The 17,101-nt window shown below is 36.8% G+C and carries 17 protein-coding genes; 16 read left to right on the forward strand and 1 reads right to left on the reverse strand.

Annotated features, from left to right (window positions below; translation table 11 throughout):
- Nucleotides 1-145: 145 nt before the first annotated feature.
- From accB to WBG45_RS08920, 15 genes are all read left to right on the forward strand, one after another.
- Complete coding sequence (gene accB / locus WBG45_RS08850; RefSeq protein WP_424413815.1) at nucleotides 146-661, forward strand: acetyl-CoA carboxylase biotin carboxyl carrier protein; 516 nt, start codon at nucleotides 146-148, stop codon at nucleotides 659-661.
- 10 nt (nucleotides 662-671) lie between these two features.
- On the forward strand, nucleotides 672-2,024 hold the full coding sequence (accC, locus tag WBG45_RS08855) for an acetyl-CoA carboxylase biotin carboxylase subunit (protein ID WP_424413817.1): 1,353 nt from the start codon (nucleotides 672-674) through the stop codon (nucleotides 2,022-2,024).
- A 15-nt stretch (nucleotides 2,025-2,039) separates the two neighbouring features.
- Nucleotides 2,040-2,447: an Asp23/Gls24 family envelope stress response protein gene (locus tag WBG45_RS08860; protein WP_424413819.1), complete on the forward strand. Its 408-nt coding sequence runs from the start codon at nucleotides 2,040-2,042 to the stop codon at nucleotides 2,445-2,447.
- Nucleotides 2,448-2,574: 127 nt separating this feature from the next.
- Nucleotides 2,575-2,964, forward strand: a complete 390-nt coding sequence (nusB, locus tag WBG45_RS08865) for a transcription antitermination factor NusB (protein ID WP_424413821.1) — start codon at nucleotides 2,575-2,577, stop codon at nucleotides 2,962-2,964.
- Nucleotides 2,965-2,983: 19 nt separating this feature from the next.
- Entirely contained in the window at nucleotides 2,984-3,844 is an 861-nt protein-coding gene (gene folD, locus WBG45_RS08870) for a bifunctional methylenetetrahydrofolate dehydrogenase/methenyltetrahydrofolate cyclohydrolase FolD (RefSeq protein WP_424413823.1), read from the forward strand.
- Nucleotides 3,845-3,932: 88 nt separating this feature from the next.
- Nucleotides 3,933-5,291, forward strand: a complete 1,359-nt coding sequence (gene xseA / locus WBG45_RS08875) for an exodeoxyribonuclease VII large subunit (RefSeq protein ID WP_424413825.1) — start codon at nucleotides 3,933-3,935, stop codon at nucleotides 5,289-5,291.
- Nucleotides 5,288-5,530, forward strand: coding sequence for an exodeoxyribonuclease VII small subunit (locus WBG45_RS08880; protein WP_424413827.1), 243 nt, complete (start codon nucleotides 5,288-5,290; stop codon nucleotides 5,528-5,530). Before xseA ends, WBG45_RS08880 begins: the two co-directional genes overlap by 4 nt.
- Nucleotides 5,527-6,408, forward strand: a complete 882-nt coding sequence (locus WBG45_RS08885) for a polyprenyl synthetase family protein (RefSeq protein ID WP_424413829.1) — start codon at nucleotides 5,527-5,529, stop codon at nucleotides 6,406-6,408. The genes WBG45_RS08880 and WBG45_RS08885 overlap by 4 nt, the downstream gene beginning before the upstream one ends.
- Before the next feature lie 93 nt (nucleotides 6,409-6,501).
- Nucleotides 6,502-8,406 carry a 1-deoxy-D-xylulose-5-phosphate synthase gene (gene dxs / locus WBG45_RS08890; protein ID WP_424413831.1) on the forward strand — a complete coding sequence of 635 codons (1,905 nt, stop codon included), beginning with the start codon at nucleotides 6,502-6,504 and terminating at the stop codon, nucleotides 8,404-8,406.
- Nucleotides 8,403-9,221, forward strand: a complete 819-nt coding sequence (locus WBG45_RS08895; RefSeq protein ID WP_424413833.1) for a TlyA family RNA methyltransferase — start codon at nucleotides 8,403-8,405, stop codon at nucleotides 9,219-9,221. Before dxs ends, WBG45_RS08895 begins: the two co-directional genes overlap by 4 nt.
- Before the next feature lie 101 nt (nucleotides 9,222-9,322).
- Complete coding sequence (ahrC, locus tag WBG45_RS08900; RefSeq protein WP_108586810.1) at nucleotides 9,323-9,772, forward strand: transcriptional regulator AhrC/ArgR; 450 nt, start codon at nucleotides 9,323-9,325, stop codon at nucleotides 9,770-9,772.
- 15 nt (nucleotides 9,773-9,787) lie between these two features.
- Nucleotides 9,788-11,482, forward strand: a complete 1,695-nt coding sequence (gene recN, locus WBG45_RS08905; RefSeq protein ID WP_424413835.1) for a DNA repair protein RecN — start codon at nucleotides 9,788-9,790, stop codon at nucleotides 11,480-11,482.
- A 112-nt stretch (nucleotides 11,483-11,594) separates the two neighbouring features.
- Nucleotides 11,595-12,554, forward strand: a complete 960-nt coding sequence (locus WBG45_RS08910) for a SpoIVB peptidase S55 domain-containing protein (RefSeq protein ID WP_424413837.1) — start codon at nucleotides 11,595-11,597, stop codon at nucleotides 12,552-12,554.
- A gap of 261 nt (nucleotides 12,555-12,815) precedes the next feature.
- The gene (gene spo0A / locus WBG45_RS08915) at nucleotides 12,816-13,607 is read left to right on the forward strand and encodes a sporulation transcription factor Spo0A (protein WP_024534553.1); all 792 of its coding nucleotides are present in this window, start codon (nucleotides 12,816-12,818) and stop codon (nucleotides 13,605-13,607) included.
- A gap of 133 nt (nucleotides 13,608-13,740) precedes the next feature.
- Nucleotides 13,741-14,457, forward strand: coding sequence for a glycerophosphodiester phosphodiesterase (locus WBG45_RS08920; protein WP_424413839.1), 717 nt, complete (start codon nucleotides 13,741-13,743; stop codon nucleotides 14,455-14,457).
- Between the two features lie 171 nt (nucleotides 14,458-14,628).
- Here WBG45_RS08920 and WBG45_RS08925 read toward each other — a convergent pair whose 3' ends face one another.
- Complete coding sequence (locus WBG45_RS08925; protein ID WP_424413841.1) at nucleotides 14,629-14,874, reverse strand: DUF2627 domain-containing protein; 246 nt, start codon at nucleotides 14,872-14,874, stop codon at nucleotides 14,629-14,631.
- 176 nt (nucleotides 14,875-15,050) lie between these two features.
- On the opposite strand from WBG45_RS08925, the gene WBG45_RS08930 reads away from it, so the two are divergent.
- A complete protein-coding gene (locus WBG45_RS08930) occupies nucleotides 15,051-17,096 on the forward strand; it encodes a sigma 54-interacting transcriptional regulator (RefSeq protein WP_424413864.1) in 2,046 nt (681 codons plus the stop codon).
- Nucleotides 17,097-17,101 lie beyond the last annotated feature (5 nt).

A 17,101-nucleotide genomic window follows, 5' to 3' on the forward strand; every position in this document is an offset into this window, starting at 1 on the left:
TTCTAAATTAAGCTTTAAGGACGCTTTTTATATTTCGTATTAAGACCAACTCACAAAGAATTTTTGGTTATCTATTTCAAATTTTCTCAATAACGACTAAAATAGAATAGGAACCTAATTCGATACATGGTAAGGGGAGTTTTGAATGTTGAAAATACAAGAAATTCGTGAAATTATTAAATTAATTGATCATTCATCTATTGATGAGTTTAGTTACGAAGCAGAAGGTACAAAAGTTAAACTCAAAAAGAATAGTGTTAATGGATCAACTGAACAAGTCGTATCTCAAGCTAAACCTGAGGCAGCAGTAGCTGTGGCACAGGTGCCAGTAGAAACTACACAAGCACCAGTTGCCGCACCAACTTCAAATGAATCAGTTGCACACTCTGAGCAGAATGAATCAGCTGTAAATGATGATTCTCTTCATAAAATCAAATCTCCAATGGTAGGAACATTCTATGCATCTTCTTCTCCTGATGCTCCAGCATTCGTACAAGTTGGGGATAAAGTAAATGAAGATGGAATCGTATGTATCGTAGAAGCGATGAAATTATTCAATGAAATCGAAGCAGAAGTGTCTGGCGAGATTGTAGAAATTTTAGTAAAAGATGGACAACTCGTAGAGTACGGCCAACCTCTGTTCTTAGTAAAAGCGAACTGAGGGGGAATACATGATGAAAAAAGTATTAATTGCTAATCGTGGTGAAATTGCGGTACGTATTATTCGTGCGTGCAAAGAGTTAGATATCGAAACAGTAGCAGTTTATTCAGAAGCCGATAGAGATGCATTACATGTGCAAATGGCAGACGAGGCGTATTGTATAGGGCCACATCTTTCGAAAGATAGCTATTTAAATTTCAGCAATATTATTAGTGTAGCAAAATTAACGGGGTGCGACGGAATTCACCCGGGTTATGGATTTTTAGCTGAGAATGCGAACTTCGCTGAGCTTTGTGAACAATGTAATATCACATTTATTGGCCCAACTTCCGATGCTATATCCCGAATGGGTACGAAAGACGTAGCACGTGAAACAATGCGTAAAGCAGGTGTACCAGTTGTACCTGGTTCTACTGGTATTGTTGCAGATGAAAACGACGGTTTAGAAATAGCCCGTAAAATCGGTTTCCCAGTCATCATTAAAGCAACAGCTGGTGGTGGGGGTAAAGGGATTCGCGTAGCACGTACAGAAGAAGAGTTGGTAAAAGGTATTCAAATCACTCAAAAAGAAGCAGCGGCTGCTTTTGGTAATCCGGGTGTTTATATTGAGAAGTTTATTGAAATCTTCCGCCATGTAGAAATTCAAGTTTTAGCAGATAGTTTCGGCAATGCCATTCATTTGGGTGAACGCGATTGTTCAATTCAACGTCGTATGCAAAAACTAGTAGAAGAAGCACCTTCTCCAGCACTTTCCCCTGAGATTCGTAAACAAATGGGAGATGCAGCTGTAAAAGCAGCTATTGCTGTTAATTATCGCAGCGCTGGAACAGTTGAATTTATTTTTGACCACATTAATCAAAAGTTTTACTTTATGGAAATGAATACACGTATTCAAGTTGAACATCCTGTAACTGAAATGGTGACAGGTATTGATTTAATTCAACAACAATTAAAAGTAGCTTCTGGTGAAAAATTAGCCTACACACAAGATGATGTGAAAATTAAAGGGTGGGCAATTGAATGCCGCATAAACGCGGAAAACCCGAATAAAAATTTCATGCCTTCTGCAGGTAAAGTGGAAATGTATTTAGCACCAGGTGGATATGGTGTACGCGTGGATTCTGCAATGTATTCGGGTTACAGCATACCTCCATACTATGACTCAATGGTCGCTAAACTAATTACTTTTGCGGATACACGTGAAGAGGCAGTGTCCAAAATGAAACGTGCATTGAGTGAATTTGTAATTGATGGAGTTCATACGACCATTCCTTTCCATGCAAAACTAATGGATCATGAAGTATTTAAATCAGGTGATTTCGATACGAAGTTTTTAGAAAAATATGATGTTATGAATTCGTAAGAAAGGATGATTTTAATGGCTGAGAAAACAGCAACGGCATATTTACAAATGACTCCTGCAGGTAAAGAAGAGTTAGGGAAGATTGAAGTAGCACCAGAAGTTTTAGAAGTAATTGCTGGAATTGCAACTACTGATGTAGAAGGCGTTGCCGGGACACGTGGTAGTTTTGCTACTGGCGTGGCAGAACGTTTGGGTAAAAAAGTTCATGGTAAAGGCATTAAAACTGAGTTGACTGATAAAGGTCTATTTGTAGAAATTTATTGCACAGTAAAATACGGTGCATCTATTCCTGTAGTAGCAAAAGAAGTTCAAAGCCAAGTGCGTCAAGCGATTTTGAATATGACATTACTTGAAACTCAAGAAGTAAACGTTCATATTACTGGTGTTCAATTTGAGCAGTCTAAAGAAACTACAACGGAATAATTCAGTACATCGTTCGGCACGTCCGAACGATGTTTTTTTCTGAACATTCGAACTTCCTGTCGAGTATGTCTTGTATGCAGAAATTATGCTATGATGTGTTCGAATGCATTTAAAAGGAGACTATCCCATGAAACGTAGAGAAGCTCGTGAAAAAGCGTTGCAAACTTTGTTTCAGTTAGAAAACACAGAGTTGACAATAGAAGATGCGATGAGCCATGTATTAGAAGGCCAAAACGATCCTTTCTATGAAAAACTTGTTCGTGGCACGACTGAACAATTAGCGCAAATAGATGAATCACTGAAAACAAAATTAGAAAATTGGTCACTAGATCGTTTACCTAAAATTGAACGAACCGTTTTACGCTTAGCTGTGTACGAATTGTTATTCATGCAAGATGCACCTTCTAGAGTTGTAATGAATGAAGCGATTGAACTTTGTAAAACATTTGGAGATGACAAATCAAGCAAGTTTGTTAATGGCGTACTATCCAAATATGCTGTTGAGTCTTCTAACTGATAACAGGGGGAATACTAACATGTCAAGTGAATTAATTAGTGGAAAAGTAATTGGACAAGAGATACGAAATGAATTAACTGAACGTATCAGTAACTTGAAAAACCAGAGCATAACACCGGGCTTAGCAGTTATCTTAGTAGGTAACAACTCTGCATCGAAAACATATGTTTCCAATAAACAAAAAACATGTGAAGCACTTGGCATGCATTCTCGTTTAATTTCATTTGAATCAGACTTAAACGAGCATGAACTAGTGGAAGCTATTCATTCACTTAATAATGATCCTGACATTCATGGGATTTTAGTCCAACTACCTCTACCAATTCAAATTACTGAAGCGAATGTATTAGCTGCGATTTCTCCTGACAAAGATGTGGATGGTTTTCATCCCATTAATGTAGGGAAAATGATGCTCGGACAAGAGACGTTTCTTCCTTGTACTCCATATGGTGTCATGAAGCTTCTAGAATATTCGAATATCGAAATTGCGGGTAAGCATGCGGTGGTTATTGGGCGGAGTCATATTGTTGGAAAACCCATGGGGCAGCTTTTACTTCAAAAAGATGCAACGGTCACATATGCTCACTCAAAAACACCGAACCTAAAAGAGATTACTTTACAAGCAGATATCCTCGTTGTTGCAGTAGGTAGAACAAAAATGATAACAAGTGATTTTGTGAAATCTGGAGCTGTTGTTATTGATGTCGGCATGAACCGAGATGAAAACAACCGCTTATGTGGTGATGTCGATTTTGAGTCAGTTAAGAATAAAGCCTCATATATTACTCCAGTTCCTGGTGGGGTGGGTCCTATGACCATTACGATGTTAATGGCAAACACTGTCCAATCCGCTGAAAATAAGTTACGTCAAGACAAATGAACTTAAAACAGGTAAAATAAAGGCAAGAAGCTGTTTTTCTTTGAGAAAGACAGCTTTTCTATTTTTCTCGTGAGGAGTTTGACGACACTTGACATCAACTTCATATTTAACCGTAAAAGCTTTAACGAAATACATAAAACGAAAATTTGATGCTGATCCCCATTTGCGTAATGTTTATGTAAAAGGGGAATTATCAAATGTAAAAATACATACGAGTGGACATATATATTTTACAATCAAAGATGAGCAAACTAGAATGCCGGCTGTTATGTTTGCTGCTCAAGCTAAACACTTAAAATTCAAACCTGAAAGTGGTATGAACATCCTCTTACAAGGTGATGTCAATGTGTATGAAGGTTCTGGTCAATATCAGTTGTATGCCCAAACTATGCAACCAGACGGCATAGGTGAACTGTTTATTGCCTTTGAACAATTAAAAGAAAAGTTAGCAAAAGAAGGGTTGTTCCATCCTTCTAGAAAAAAACAAATCCCAAAATACCCACAAACAATTGGTGTTATTACAGCAACTACAGGGGCAGCTATTCGAGATATTGTCACGACTTTAAGTAGACGTTATCCCTTAGCTGAAGTTATTATTTTCCCTGCAGTTGTTCAAGGTGCAAGTGCAGCGCCGAGTATTGTCAAAGCGCTAAAGAAAGCAAACGCTTATCCTAATCTGGATGTCTGCATCGTAGGACGTGGTGGTGGCTCGATCGAAGATTTATGGGCATTCAATGAAGAAATCGTTGCTCGCGAAATAGCGAACAGTTCTGTAGCGATTATCAGTGCAGTGGGCCATGAAACTGATACTACTATTGCGGACTTTGTTTCAGATTTACGCGCTCCTACACCAACGGCTGCAGCAGAACTCGCTGTTCCCAATCAATTAGAATTATTAGAGCGCGTTACAAATAGAAAGTCACAAATTGTTTCGATTATCACGGCAACATTGTCTCAAGAGCGAAAAAGATTATCTCGCGTTATGTCAGCATACCCATTAGCTTATCCAGAGCGACTGTATCGACCTTTCGTAGAGAATTTAACGCGTGTAACTGAACAGTTAGAAAAAAGTGGTCGAACCTTAGTGAATCAAAAACAACAATTACTCACTCAACAAACGATGAGGTTGACTTTGCAAAATCCGCAGCGACTAGTCCATCAGCATCAAAAAGGTGTACAAGACTTAGACCAACGAATGCGAGTTGCAGCTCAAAAAGGTTTACAGGCAAAAGGTCGTTCTTTTAGCAATATCATTCAATTATTAGAAGCGTTAAATCCATTGAAAATTATGGACAGGGGCTACAGCTTAACATATCAAAATGATCAAGTTGTAAAATCAATTGAAGATATTGATTCCACTAAATCCTTACATATCAAATTACAAGATGGAGTCGTAATAGCATCTATAGACTCTATAATCAAACAGTCTAAAGGAGAATCATCATGACGAAAACTACTGTATCTTTTGATCAAGCCATTCAACAACTTGAAGAAATCGTGCGCCAACTCGAACAAGGCGATGTCCCTCTAGAAGATGCGATTTCTCTTTATAAAAAAGGCATGGAATTATCATCTGTTTGCCATGATAAATTGCATAATGCTGAGAAACAATTGATTTCCATCATGGATGAAAGTGGAGAGAAAGTGCCATTTAACGCAACTGAAAAAGAGGATTCGTCAAAATGACTTCATTGAAAAGTTTTAAAGAATATCACGTTCCAAAAATAGAGCAACAACTTTCGGAGCAAATCTTGTCTATTAAAGCACCTGTCGTGTTAAAAGAGGCAATGAATTATTCACTATCTGCAGGTGGTAAACGTGTTCGACCATTATTTTTAATAGCCGTATTAGACCTATTAAAAGTGAATCATAAGGACGCATGGACAGTTGGAGCGACTATTGAAATGGTTCATACGTATTCTCTAATTCATGATGATTTGCCGAGTATGGACAATGATGATTTTCGTCGTGGAAAATTAACGAACCATAAAGTTTACGGTGAAGCGATAGCTATTTTAGCTGGAGACGGCTTATTAACCTATAGTTTTGGAGTATTAGCCCGTTTGCAAGAGATAAACGCTGAAAATAAATTAGAATTAATCCATTTATTAAGCAGAGCAGCAGGTGCTGAAGGTATGGTAGGTGGACAAGTTTTAGATATTGAGAGTGAGCGGAAAAAGGTTACTGTCGAAGAATTAGAAACCATTCACATCAATAAAACCGGAGCGCTATTGTCATTTAGTATTGAAGCGGGTGCTATTTTGGCACAGGCAGACGATAATACTAGAAAAGCTCTTACTGATTTTGGTTTTCATATCGGACTTGCTTTTCAAATTCAAGATGACATCTTAGATATCGAAGGTACTACTGAAGAGTTAGGGAAAACAGCAGGAAAAGATGTAGCCAGTGAAAAAAATACGTATCCTGCACTGTTAACACTAAATGGCGCAAAAGATAAAAGAGATTGGCACTATGACCAAGCCATATTATCACTTCGTCAAATATCAGACGAGCCAGGTTTAATAGATGAACTAGCAGCTTATATCGTCAAACGTAATAAGTAGAGTAAAGGTTAATGTTTGTACAATTGACTGACATTGATATAATGAAAGGTAATAAATTAATCAGCAAGTAATGCGTAAAGGTGTGTGATGTAGATGGATTTAAATACAATAACCGATCCATCCTTTATTAAAAATTTATCACAAGATGAACTATTGAACTTAAGTGAAGATATTCGTTCGTTTTTAATTGAAAAATTATCGGTCACAGGTGGACATATTGGTCCAAACTTAGGTGTGGTCGAACTAACAGTATCTCTTCACCGTATTTTCAATAGTCCTGATGATAAGTTTATTTGGGATGTAGGACATCAAGCGTATGTCCATAAAATATTAACAGGTAGAGCCAATCAATTTGATACACTTCGTCAATATAAAGGATTATGCGGATTCCCGAAACGTATCGAAAGTGAACATGATGTTTGGGAAACTGGACATAGTTCTACTTCACTGTCTGCTGCTATGGGTATGGCTGCTGCTCGAGATATTAAAAAAGACAAAAACCATATCATTCCAATCATTGGAGATGGTGCATTGACTGGTGGAATGGCGTTAGAAGCACTAAATCATATTGGTCATGAAAAGACGGACATGATCGTGATCTTAAATGACAATGAAATGTCAATTGCACCAAATGTTGGCGCCCTTCATACGATTTTGGGGAAACTAAGAACAGCAGGGAAATATAACAAAGCAAAAGATGAATTAGAATACTTGTTAAAGAAAATTCCAGCAGTTGGTGGTAAGTTAGCGGCTACTGCAGAACGAGTCAAAGATAGTTTAAAATACTTACTGGTTTCTGGTATCTTCTTTGAAGAACTAGGCTTTACTTATTTAGGACCAATTGACGGACATAATTATGAAGACCTACAAGAAACTTTGTTAAATGCCAAAAAAATGAAAGGTCCGGTTTTAGTCCATGTTCTTACGAAAAAGGGCAAAGGATTCCGACCTGCTGAAGAAGATAAAATCGGCACATGGCATGGTACAGGACCTTATAAAATGGAGACAGGTGCATTTGTTAAATCATCAACTACGGCACCTTCATGGAGTGGATTAGTCGCTGAGACTGTTCGTAAACTGGCTCGTGAAGATGAACGCATTGTTGCAATTACTCCTGCTATGCCTGTAGGTTCTAAGTTAGAAGGCTTTGCTTCTGAATTTCCAGAGCGTATGTTTGATGTGGGAATTGCTGAACAACACGCCACAACCATGGCTGCTGGTCTCGCAACACAGGGAATGAAACCATTTTTAGCGATTTATTCAACTTTCCTTCAGCGCGCTTATGACCAAGTTGTTCATGATATTTGCCGTCAAAATTTGAATGTCTTTATTGGTATCGATCGTTCAGGGCTAGTGGGTGCAGATGGCGAAACACACCAAGGAGTATTTGATATTGCCTTTTTACGTCACTTACCTAACATGATTATCATGATGCCTAAAGATGAAAATGAAGGTCAACATATGGTGAAAACAGCTATTGAATACAATGATGGTCCAATCGCTTTACGATACCCAAGAGGCAATGGTCTAGGTGTACCTATGGACAAGGATTTACAAGTGATTCCTATAGGTTCTTGGGAAGTGTTAAGAGAAGGTATAGATGCAGCAATATTGACATTTGGGACAACCATTCCATTAGCATTAGAAGCAGCAGATCGCTTAGCTAAAGAAGGCGTTCAAGTGGAAGTAATTAATGCACGCTTTATTAAACCGCTTGATGTGCATATGATGCACCAATTAGTAAAGCGGGATCTCCCGTTGTTCACTGTTGAAGAAGCTGTTTTACAAGGTGGCTTCGGAAGCAGTATCTTAGAATTTATGCAAGATCATGATTATACAGGAATTTCTGTTAACCGTATGGGTATACCAGATCAATTTATCGAACATGGAAATGTCGATGAATTATTAAATGAAATTCATCTTACTGCAGACGAATTAGTCATACGTATACAAGAAAAAATGAAAAAAATCGGTAAGGCTGGTACACACGCATTATGATTAAAACCCAAAAAGAAAGAGTCGATGTTTTACTCGTAGAACGTGGACTTTGTGAAACAAGAGAAAAGGCAAAACGGGCGATTATGGCCGGTACTGTTTATACAAATGAAGTTCGTCTTGAAAAACCTGGAGAAAAAATCTCAAGCGATTCACCACTTCAAGTAAAAGGCAAAGAAATGCCATATGTAAGTAGAGGTGGCTTGAAACTTGAAAAGGCACTAAGTTATTTTCAAATTGATGTAAAAGACAAATTAATGCTTGATATTGGTGCTTCTACAGGTGGATTTACTGATTGCGCGCTTCAAAACGGTGCGAGACATTGTTATGCACTTGATGTTGGATACAATCAATTAGCATGGAAAATTCGTCAAGATGAACGAGTGACTGTTATGGAACGTACCAACTTCCGCTATGTTACAGGTGTTGATTTAGCTGAAGGCTTGCCTGAATTTGCTACAATCGATGTTTCATTTATTTCCTTAAAACTAATTCTACCTGTATTAAAAACATTACTTGTTCCAGGAAGTGATGTAATCGCACTCGTGAAACCTCAGTTTGAAGCAGGTAAAGCGAATGTAGGTAAAAAAGGTGTCGTTCGAGATGCTAAAGTGCACATCAATGTATTAGAAACAATTGCAGCGTTTTCTCAAGAAGTAGGATTCACACTGAAAAATGCTTCGTTTTCACCAATTACAGGTGGAGAAGGGAACATTGAATTTTTATTCCATTTAGTTGCGACTGAAACAAATGAAACGCAATTTACTGAAGAGCAATTGAAACAAATTGTGCGTGATGCACATCAACAGTTAACATGAAGCGGCCTAGCGATAGGCCGTTTTTTTCTTGTACGGATGCTCAGTAAATGGTACGATATGAATAATTAAGTATAATTATTCATTTTTAGGAGTGAACTTTGATGAACAAAGGCCAAAGACATATTCGGATTCGCGACATTATCGCTAATCACGAGATTGAAACGCAAGATGATTTAGTAGAAATATTGAAAAATGCGGGATACAATGTTACTCAAGCGACAGTTTCTCGTGATATAAAAGAACTTCACTTAGTAAAAGTGCCGTTGCAAGATGGTCGCTATAAATATAGCTTGCCAGCGGATCAACGTTTTAATCCTATGCAAAAATTACACCGTGCACTAACTGATGCGTTTGTTAGCATTGATGGAGCTAGTCATTTTCTAGTCATGAAAACCTTACCCGGAAATGCTCATGCCATTGGCTCGTTAATTGACCATTTAGACTGGAAAGAAATATTAGGGACTATTTGTGGAGATGACACATGTCTGATCATTTGCAAAGATACTACTGAACGTGACTTAATAAAAACCAGATTACTCGAGATGCTTTAAAAGAGGTGATACTTTGTGTTAAAAGAATTATCTATTAAAAACTTTGCCATAATAGAAGAAGTATCAGTAAGCTTTTCAGATGGATTGACGGTTCTGACAGGTGAAACTGGGGCAGGTAAATCAATAATTATTGATGCTGTTCATTTATTAGCTGGAGGAAGAGGTTCACAAGAATTTATTCGTCATGGTGCTAAAAAAGCAGAACTTGAAGGTTTATTTTATATTCATAATCCACAGCATCCTGTTTTTCAAAAATTGCAGGATGTAGGAATAGAAGCTGATGAAGATTCTGTAATTTTAAGAAGAGATATTAATGATCATGGGAAAAGTGTCTGTCGGGTAAATGGGAAATTAGTTACTATTGCCATTTTACGAGAAATTGGCGGCTCATTAATTGATATCCATGGACAACATGAAAGCCAAGAGTTAATGGATGAACGACTACATATTTCTTTACTCGATCAATTTGCTGGAAGTAAGCTTCACAGGTCTAAGGAAAGTTACACTGGGCTCTTTCAAAAGTACATGAAATTAAAAAAGGAACTGGCTGATGTCAGTGACAATGAACAACAAATTGCACAAAGAATTGATTTATATCAATACCAAATCAATGAAATTGATGCGATCGAGTTAATTGATAACGAAGATGAAGATCTTCAAGCGGAACGTAAGAAGTTTCAAAATTATCATAAAACGTTTGAACGAATTTCTGCAGCTCATGAAGCTCTAAATGGAGAATCAAAAGGTCTTGATTGGATTGGCAATGCCATGAGTGAGCTTGAAGATATTGCTTCTTTTGACGAATCATACAAAGAACAAGCTGAACTTGTATCAAATTCTTTTTATTCACTTCAAGAATTGTCATATCAACTGAAAAGTGAAATGGACGAATCTGAATTTGATGAAGAACGGTTAAATGTTATTGAAGAAAGATTAGCTGCTATTCAGTCGTTAAAAAGAAAATACGGGAATTCAATTGAAGAAATTTTGGCTTATCGTCATAAAATTGGTGAAGAATTAGATGCGCTGATGAATCGTGATGAACGTATTCAACAACGTCAAAAAGCACTGGAACAGATTGAAAAAGATTTAGAAATTGAAGCAAAAGAATTGACCATTTACCGTAAAAAAGCAGCGAAAAGTCTTAGTGAAGCTATTGTTCTTCAATTACGGGAATTGTTTATGGAAAAAGCCACGTTTGAAGTGATTTTTAAGGCATCTGCAGGATTTGACAAAAATGGTAAAGATGATGTGTCGTTTTATATGTCAACAAATGTTGGAGAGCCAGCAAAACCGATATCGAAAATTGCATCTGGCGGTGAACTATCACGTATGATGCTTGCACTTAAAGGAATATTCTCTAAACATCAAGGGATAACATCTATTATTTTTGATGAAGTGGATACTGGAGTCAGTGGACGAGTTGCTCAAGCAATTGCTGAAAAAATTGCTAATATCTCACTTTCTTCCCAAGTGTTATGTATTACTCATCTACCTCAAGTTGCCGCAATGGCGGATCAGCAATTATTAATTGAAAAAGAAGTTACGGGTAAACGAACAATGACTAAATTAACAGAAGTTACTGGCCAGAATCGTGTACAAGAGTTAAGTCGTATGATGTCTGGATCTGAAATTACAACATTAACTTTGGAGCATGCAACGGAATTGCTGTCAATTGCGGAACAAAGAAAAAAATTATCTCATGTATAGAATTAGGAAGCACTGCTGTATCAGCATGTGCTTTTTTTTTTCGAAATTTTACCTTTCATAACAACTCACTTAAAACACATATTAATTACATCCTGATAAATGGAGGTGAAGTATGCGATGTGTTGCTAATAAACGGTTTATTACCATTCTTTTGGGATTAATGATTGTCTTTCCAACAAGCTCATTAGCAGCAAAAAGTGGTGATAATTTAATCCCACTTGGCCAATCGATTGGAGTGCAGTTAAAACTAGAAAATCCAACATTTGTTCATGATGTCATGGTTGATGAGAAATGGTGGTTTAAAAATGGTGATCAAGTTATATCACTGAATAAAAAATCAATTGAGTCCATTGCGGATTGGAAAAAAACGAGTAAAGAAAACCATGAAGCGAAAGTTTCCGTCGAATTTTTACGTGAAAGTAAAAGACAAGATGTATTAGTATCGGCAAATCAATTAGAAAGTATGCTACCGTTTTTACGGGACCATACAGAGGGAATTGGTACAATCACATATGTAAATCCATCAACAAGTGAGTACGGAGCATTAGGACATCAAATAGTGGATCAGCAAATTGAACAAACACCACCATTTTTAGGTGGCTCCATCTTTTTGTCTGATATTGCGCGAATTCACAAAAGCACACCTGGAAAACCCGGTTACAAAATTGCAAAACAATCATCGATTCACGTACTAGCGGGAAGTGTTCAAGAAAACACTGTGTATGGCATATTCGGTGTGTTAAGTGATACTAATTTACAAAAAGGACAAGCCATTCCTACATTAAAAACTGATCACATCAAAAAAGGCCAGGCTGAGATATATACAGCAATAGAAGGTAATGATGTGCAACCATATCAAATTGAAATCATTAAAGTCGATAAAAAGACTTTTCAATTTATCGTCACGGATAAAGTATTAATCGAAAAGACAGGTGGCATCTTACAAGGAATGAGCGGAAGTCCTATTATACAAAATGGGAAATTTGCTGGAGCAATTACACATATGGTGGTTGATAATCCGGTTAAAGGTGCAGCCATCCCTATTCAGGAAATGATAAAAAGACAGCCATAAGCAGTTTTAAACCACACTTTAAAAAGTGTGGTTTTTTCTTGTTTTTTTGTTATTATTAATAATAACGATTATTCGACAAATAATTAGAAATACTTGACATTCGTCGAAAAGTGTCTAAATCTTCTAACTATTTACCCTTTTTTAAAATGAATAAAGGGATTATAATCAAAATGTCGAATTAACATTGCAGTGTGAAATTGGGAGATTGTCCATAAAAAAACAAACGTCCATGTTCGCAGTTAGTACTGAGGAGGAATTAGAATGGAAAAAATAAAAGTGGCAATTGCAGACGATAATAAAGAATTGGTAAAAACACTCGAATCATACTTGTCGAGTCATCCTCAAATTGAAGTAATAACAACAGCTCCAAACGGAAAAGTAATATTGAGCATGATGGAGAATGAATTGCCAGATGTTTTATTATTAGATATCATCATGCCTCACTTGGATGGTCTAGCAGTTCTTGAAATGATGCAAGCTAACGAAAAATTATCTAAAGTTCAAGTTATTATGTTAACTGCTTTTGGACAAGAAGATGTGATGAAACAAGCAGTAGACTTAGGAGCTTCATACTTTATGTTAAAACCATTTGAATTTGATCGTTTAATTAATCAAATTCTTCAAGTTGCAGGACATAAACAAGAAACTCCTCAACGTACGAGTATTTTACAAGGTCAACCACAAGAAAAAGCGAACCAAAAGATGATTGACACAACGATTACGGCAGTTATAAAAGAAATTGGTGTCCCTGCACATATTAAAGGATACGCATACTTACGTGAAGCAATTCACATGGTATATGATGATATCGAATTATTAGGATCAATTACAAAAGTCTTGTATCCTGAAATCGGCGTTAAATTCAACACGACTTCATCACGAGTCGAACGTGCCATTCGTCATGCAATTGAAGTCGCTTGGAACCGAGGAAATTACGAATCGATTTCTAAAACATTTGGCTATACAGTTCACCATTTGAAGAGTAAGCCTACAAATTCAGAGTTCATTGCAATGATTGCTGATAAAATCCGTTTGGAAAACATGGCAAGTTAATAATAGAAAAATGAGGACACAGATGCTAATACAGCATCTGTGTTTTTTCACCCAGTAAAAGACAAAACTATGCATATAATGGGGAGGAGAGGGTAAATAAAAACTATACATATAGACAAGGTGTTGAAAATACATGATAAGAGTTCCGATATATGCACATCGTGGCGCTTCTGCTTATGCACTTGAAAATTCATCAGCTGCTTTTATGAAAGCGATTGAGCTTGGCGCAGATGGATTAGAAATAGATTTGCAATTAACAAAAGATTTAGTGCCAATTGTTACTCATGACTTGGATTTTTGGAGATTAGCAAGGACTCGCAGAAATGTATCGACGATGAATTACGAGGAAGTTAGGAAGTTAAAGTTAGGAACTTCTTTTTTACGATTAATTAATGGGAATTCTATATTAACATTTGACGATGTATTAACCTTTGCAGCAAATAATGGATTAGCCCTCAATGTGGAATTAAAAGAAACGTTTATTGACGCACCCGAACAAGTTGACTTATTATTTAAACGAACATACGCTCATCTAAATATCCATTTTTCATCATTTCATTATGAGGTTCTTGAGCGAATTAAAAAATGTAACCCTATGTTGCAAACCGCTTATATTGGTACAAGAAAAACCAATTGGGATGAACTTGGTCGATTAAAAGCTGCGGATGCACTTCATGTGCATAAACGACATTATGTTCAAAAGAAATTAGATTTAGCTTTTAAAGCGAGTATGCCTTTGCGATTTTACGGAATTGATGGAACTGAAAAGTATATAACTAAGCCACATCCAGTGGTCTTAGGGTGGATTACAGATTATCCAGACAAAGTATTAATTAAACAATTAAGTTGATGACAGGTTTCGATTTCGTTTCGGATGCATGAACTGTTGAACAATACTCTAGGGAATAAAGAGAATATGCGAGTGGCGCAGGGTGGAGTTTTCATCTTTCTTAGCTCATGCGAAACGTGCGAAAGCGAAAATGTACATTACACCATATAAAAAAGGAATCCTGAGATAAATTCAGGATTCCTTTTTGTTTGCAAATCTAGGTTGAACTTTGCCGTTTTTTCGATCTCGATGTAATAAGAATCCAGCAAAAAAACCCAACCCAATGACTAACAATATAATACCTAATACAAACTGAAGTCCTAAAAAGGGGATAGGACCAATTAGTTTGCCGAAGATTGTGTCACGTATAAGTTTTATCCCACCAGCAGCCATCAATCCAGGAATAAGTAATACAAGAAACGCTAAAGTTCTTGCCAATTTTTTTCATCTCCTAAAAACCTATCCTTAGGAATCTTATGAAATTCTCTAAAGATAATCTAAATCTCCTCCCATTTTACTACCTGCTCATTCATTGTCAAGAAGATCGAAATAAGGTATGATAAAGAAAGGTTTTGCAATGAATTGCACAAAGTTAGCGAGGTGTTTGAATGTCTTTGCAAAATGTCTTGATTATTGGTGGTGGGGTCGGAGGAACTGCGATTCTTAAATTATTATTGTCTGCTGATTTTTTTCACGTACAACGCGTTGTTGATATAAATGAATCAGCTCAAGCTATTCAAATCGCAAAACAATATAATATTGAAACGAGCACCGAGTGGCAACCTTATTTAACAAAAGACTTACATATAATTTTTGATTTGACTGGTCAACCAGCGGTTTTTGAGGAACTCCTTAAAGCTAGACCTAGGAGTACTGTGCTTATTCCTGGAGCAGTTGCAAACATGCTTATACGTTTACTGCGGGAAAAAGATCAATTCATACAAATGATTCGTGAAGAATCACATAAGCAACAATTAATTTTTAACTCAATAGAAGAAGGTATGATTGGCATTGATGCCAACGGAATAGTGAATTTTTTCAATAAAAGTGCAGAACGAATGACGGATATTTCAGTCCTTCAAGCTATAGGTAAGCATATTTATGAAGTTATCCCTTCAAGTGAATTACCTCGCATTTTTGAAACGGGGCGCACTGAATTAAATCGCGAACTGACTCTAAATAACGGTTTGAAAATTGTCACTTCCAGGTTTCCGGTGATTGATGAAAAAGAAAATCGTATTGGTGCGTTTTCTGTTTTTAAAGATATTTCGGAAGTTGTCAATTTAGCGGGAGAAATCACAAATTTAAAAGAAATCCAAACAATGCTTCAAGCAATTATTCAATCAAGCGACGACGCTATTTCCGTTGTGGATGAAGAAGGAAAAGGCTTATTAATTAATCCAGCTTATACTCGCATAACGGGTCTCGAGACGGACGATATTATTGGGAAACCGGCAACTACTGATATTAGTGAAGGTGAAAGTATTCACTTGAAAGTCTTGCAAATGCGTAAACCTATCCGTGGGGTAAATATGCGTGTTGGTCCTTTGAAACGAGAAGTTATTGTTAACGTAGCACCAATCATTGTTAACAATCGATTAAAAGGAAGTGTCGGTGTTATTCACGATATGACTGAGATTCGTTCTTTAATGAAAGAGTTAGACCGGGCTAGAAGCATCATTCGAACATTGGAGTCAAAATACACATTTGACGACATAATTGGTGATTCGCATGAAATGAGGATTTCGATTGAACAGGCAAAATTAGCTGCAAACACTCCTGTTACAGTACTTTTGAGAGGTGAATCTGGTACAGGAAAAGAACTGTTTGCTCATGCAATTCATAGTTCTAGTGACCGGAAATACAATAAATTTATTCGTGTTAACTGTGCTGCTATCGCTGAACACTTGCTCGAGAGTGAATTATTTGGCTATGAAGAAGGAGCGTTTACTGGGGCTAAACGCGGTGGTAAAAGAGGTTTATTTGAAGAAGCGAATCACGGCAGTATTTTTTTAGATGAAATTGGCGAACTTTCAAGTAATACACAAGCGAAATTACTAAGGGTATTACAAGAGAGCGAAATTGTTCGAGTAGGTGGAACTAAATCTATCACGATTGATGTGCGAGTAATCGCTGCAACCAATATTCATATGGAAAAGGCAATGCTAGAAGGTAAATTCAGAGAAGACTTATATTATCGATTAAATCGTATGCCTATTCAGATTCCGCCCTTACGTAATCACAAACAAGATATACCAGCGATAGCTGAACGTCTTTTGGTGAAGCTTAATCAAGAATATGGTCGAAATGTTGAAGGGATATCAGAAGTAGCTTTGCAACGTCTTGGAGTGTATTCATGGCCAGGCAATGTAAGGGAGCTTGAAAATATTATTAGTCGGGGCATGATTTTTATGAAACCGACAGAATCGATGTTGGATGATCATCATCTTCCAGTATCAATGATGAATCAACAAGAACAGGAATTAAGTCCTCCTTTACAAGAGATACTACCACTTGTAGACCAAATGGATCGAATGGAAAAAGAAATTCTTTCTTCCACGCTTAAAATAACAAAAGGGAACAAATCTAAAACTGCCAAGCAACTTGGGATTTCTCTTCGAACACTTTATTATAAATTAGAAAAATACGAGCTTGTATAACCTTG

It is taken from the genome of Paenisporosarcina sp. (assembly GCF_049671445.1).
Lineage (GTDB): Bacteria > Bacillota > Bacilli > Bacillales_A > Planococcaceae > Paenisporosarcina.

What these genes read in the sequence shown, in the direction of transcription:
- accB (WP_424413815.1), top strand. Translation starts at nt 146, where the DNA reads ATGTTGAAAATACAAGAAATTCGTGAAATTATTAAATTAATTGATCAT.
- accC (WP_424413817.1), top strand. Translation starts at nt 672, where the DNA reads ATGATGAAAAAAGTATTAATTGCTAATCGTGGTGAAATTGCGGTACGT.
- WBG45_RS08860 (WP_424413819.1), top strand. Translation starts at nt 2,040, where the DNA reads ATGGCTGAGAAAACAGCAACGGCATATTTACAAATGACTCCTGCAGGT.
- nusB (WP_424413821.1), top strand. Translation starts at nt 2,575, where the DNA reads ATGAAACGTAGAGAAGCTCGTGAAAAAGCGTTGCAAACTTTGTTTCAG.
- folD (WP_424413823.1), top strand. Translation starts at nt 2,984, where the DNA reads ATGTCAAGTGAATTAATTAGTGGAAAAGTAATTGGACAAGAGATACGA.
- WBG45_RS08880 (WP_424413827.1), top strand. Translation starts at nt 5,288, where the DNA reads ATGACGAAAACTACTGTATCTTTTGATCAAGCCATTCAACAACTTGAA.
- WBG45_RS08885 (WP_424413829.1), top strand. Translation starts at nt 5,527, where the DNA reads ATGACTTCATTGAAAAGTTTTAAAGAATATCACGTTCCAAAAATAGAG.
- dxs (WP_424413831.1), top strand. Translation starts at nt 6,502, where the DNA reads ATGGATTTAAATACAATAACCGATCCATCCTTTATTAAAAATTTATCA.
- WBG45_RS08895 (WP_424413833.1), top strand. Translation starts at nt 8,403, where the DNA reads ATGATTAAAACCCAAAAAGAAAGAGTCGATGTTTTACTCGTAGAACGT.
- ahrC (WP_108586810.1), top strand. Translation starts at nt 9,323, where the DNA reads ATGAACAAAGGCCAAAGACATATTCGGATTCGCGACATTATCGCTAAT.
- WBG45_RS08910 (WP_424413837.1), top strand. Translation starts at nt 11,595, where the DNA reads ATGCGATGTGTTGCTAATAAACGGTTTATTACCATTCTTTTGGGATTA.
- spo0A (WP_024534553.1), top strand. Translation starts at nt 12,816, where the DNA reads ATGGAAAAAATAAAAGTGGCAATTGCAGACGATAATAAAGAATTGGTA.
- WBG45_RS08920 (WP_424413839.1), top strand. Translation starts at nt 13,741, where the DNA reads ATGATAAGAGTTCCGATATATGCACATCGTGGCGCTTCTGCTTATGCA.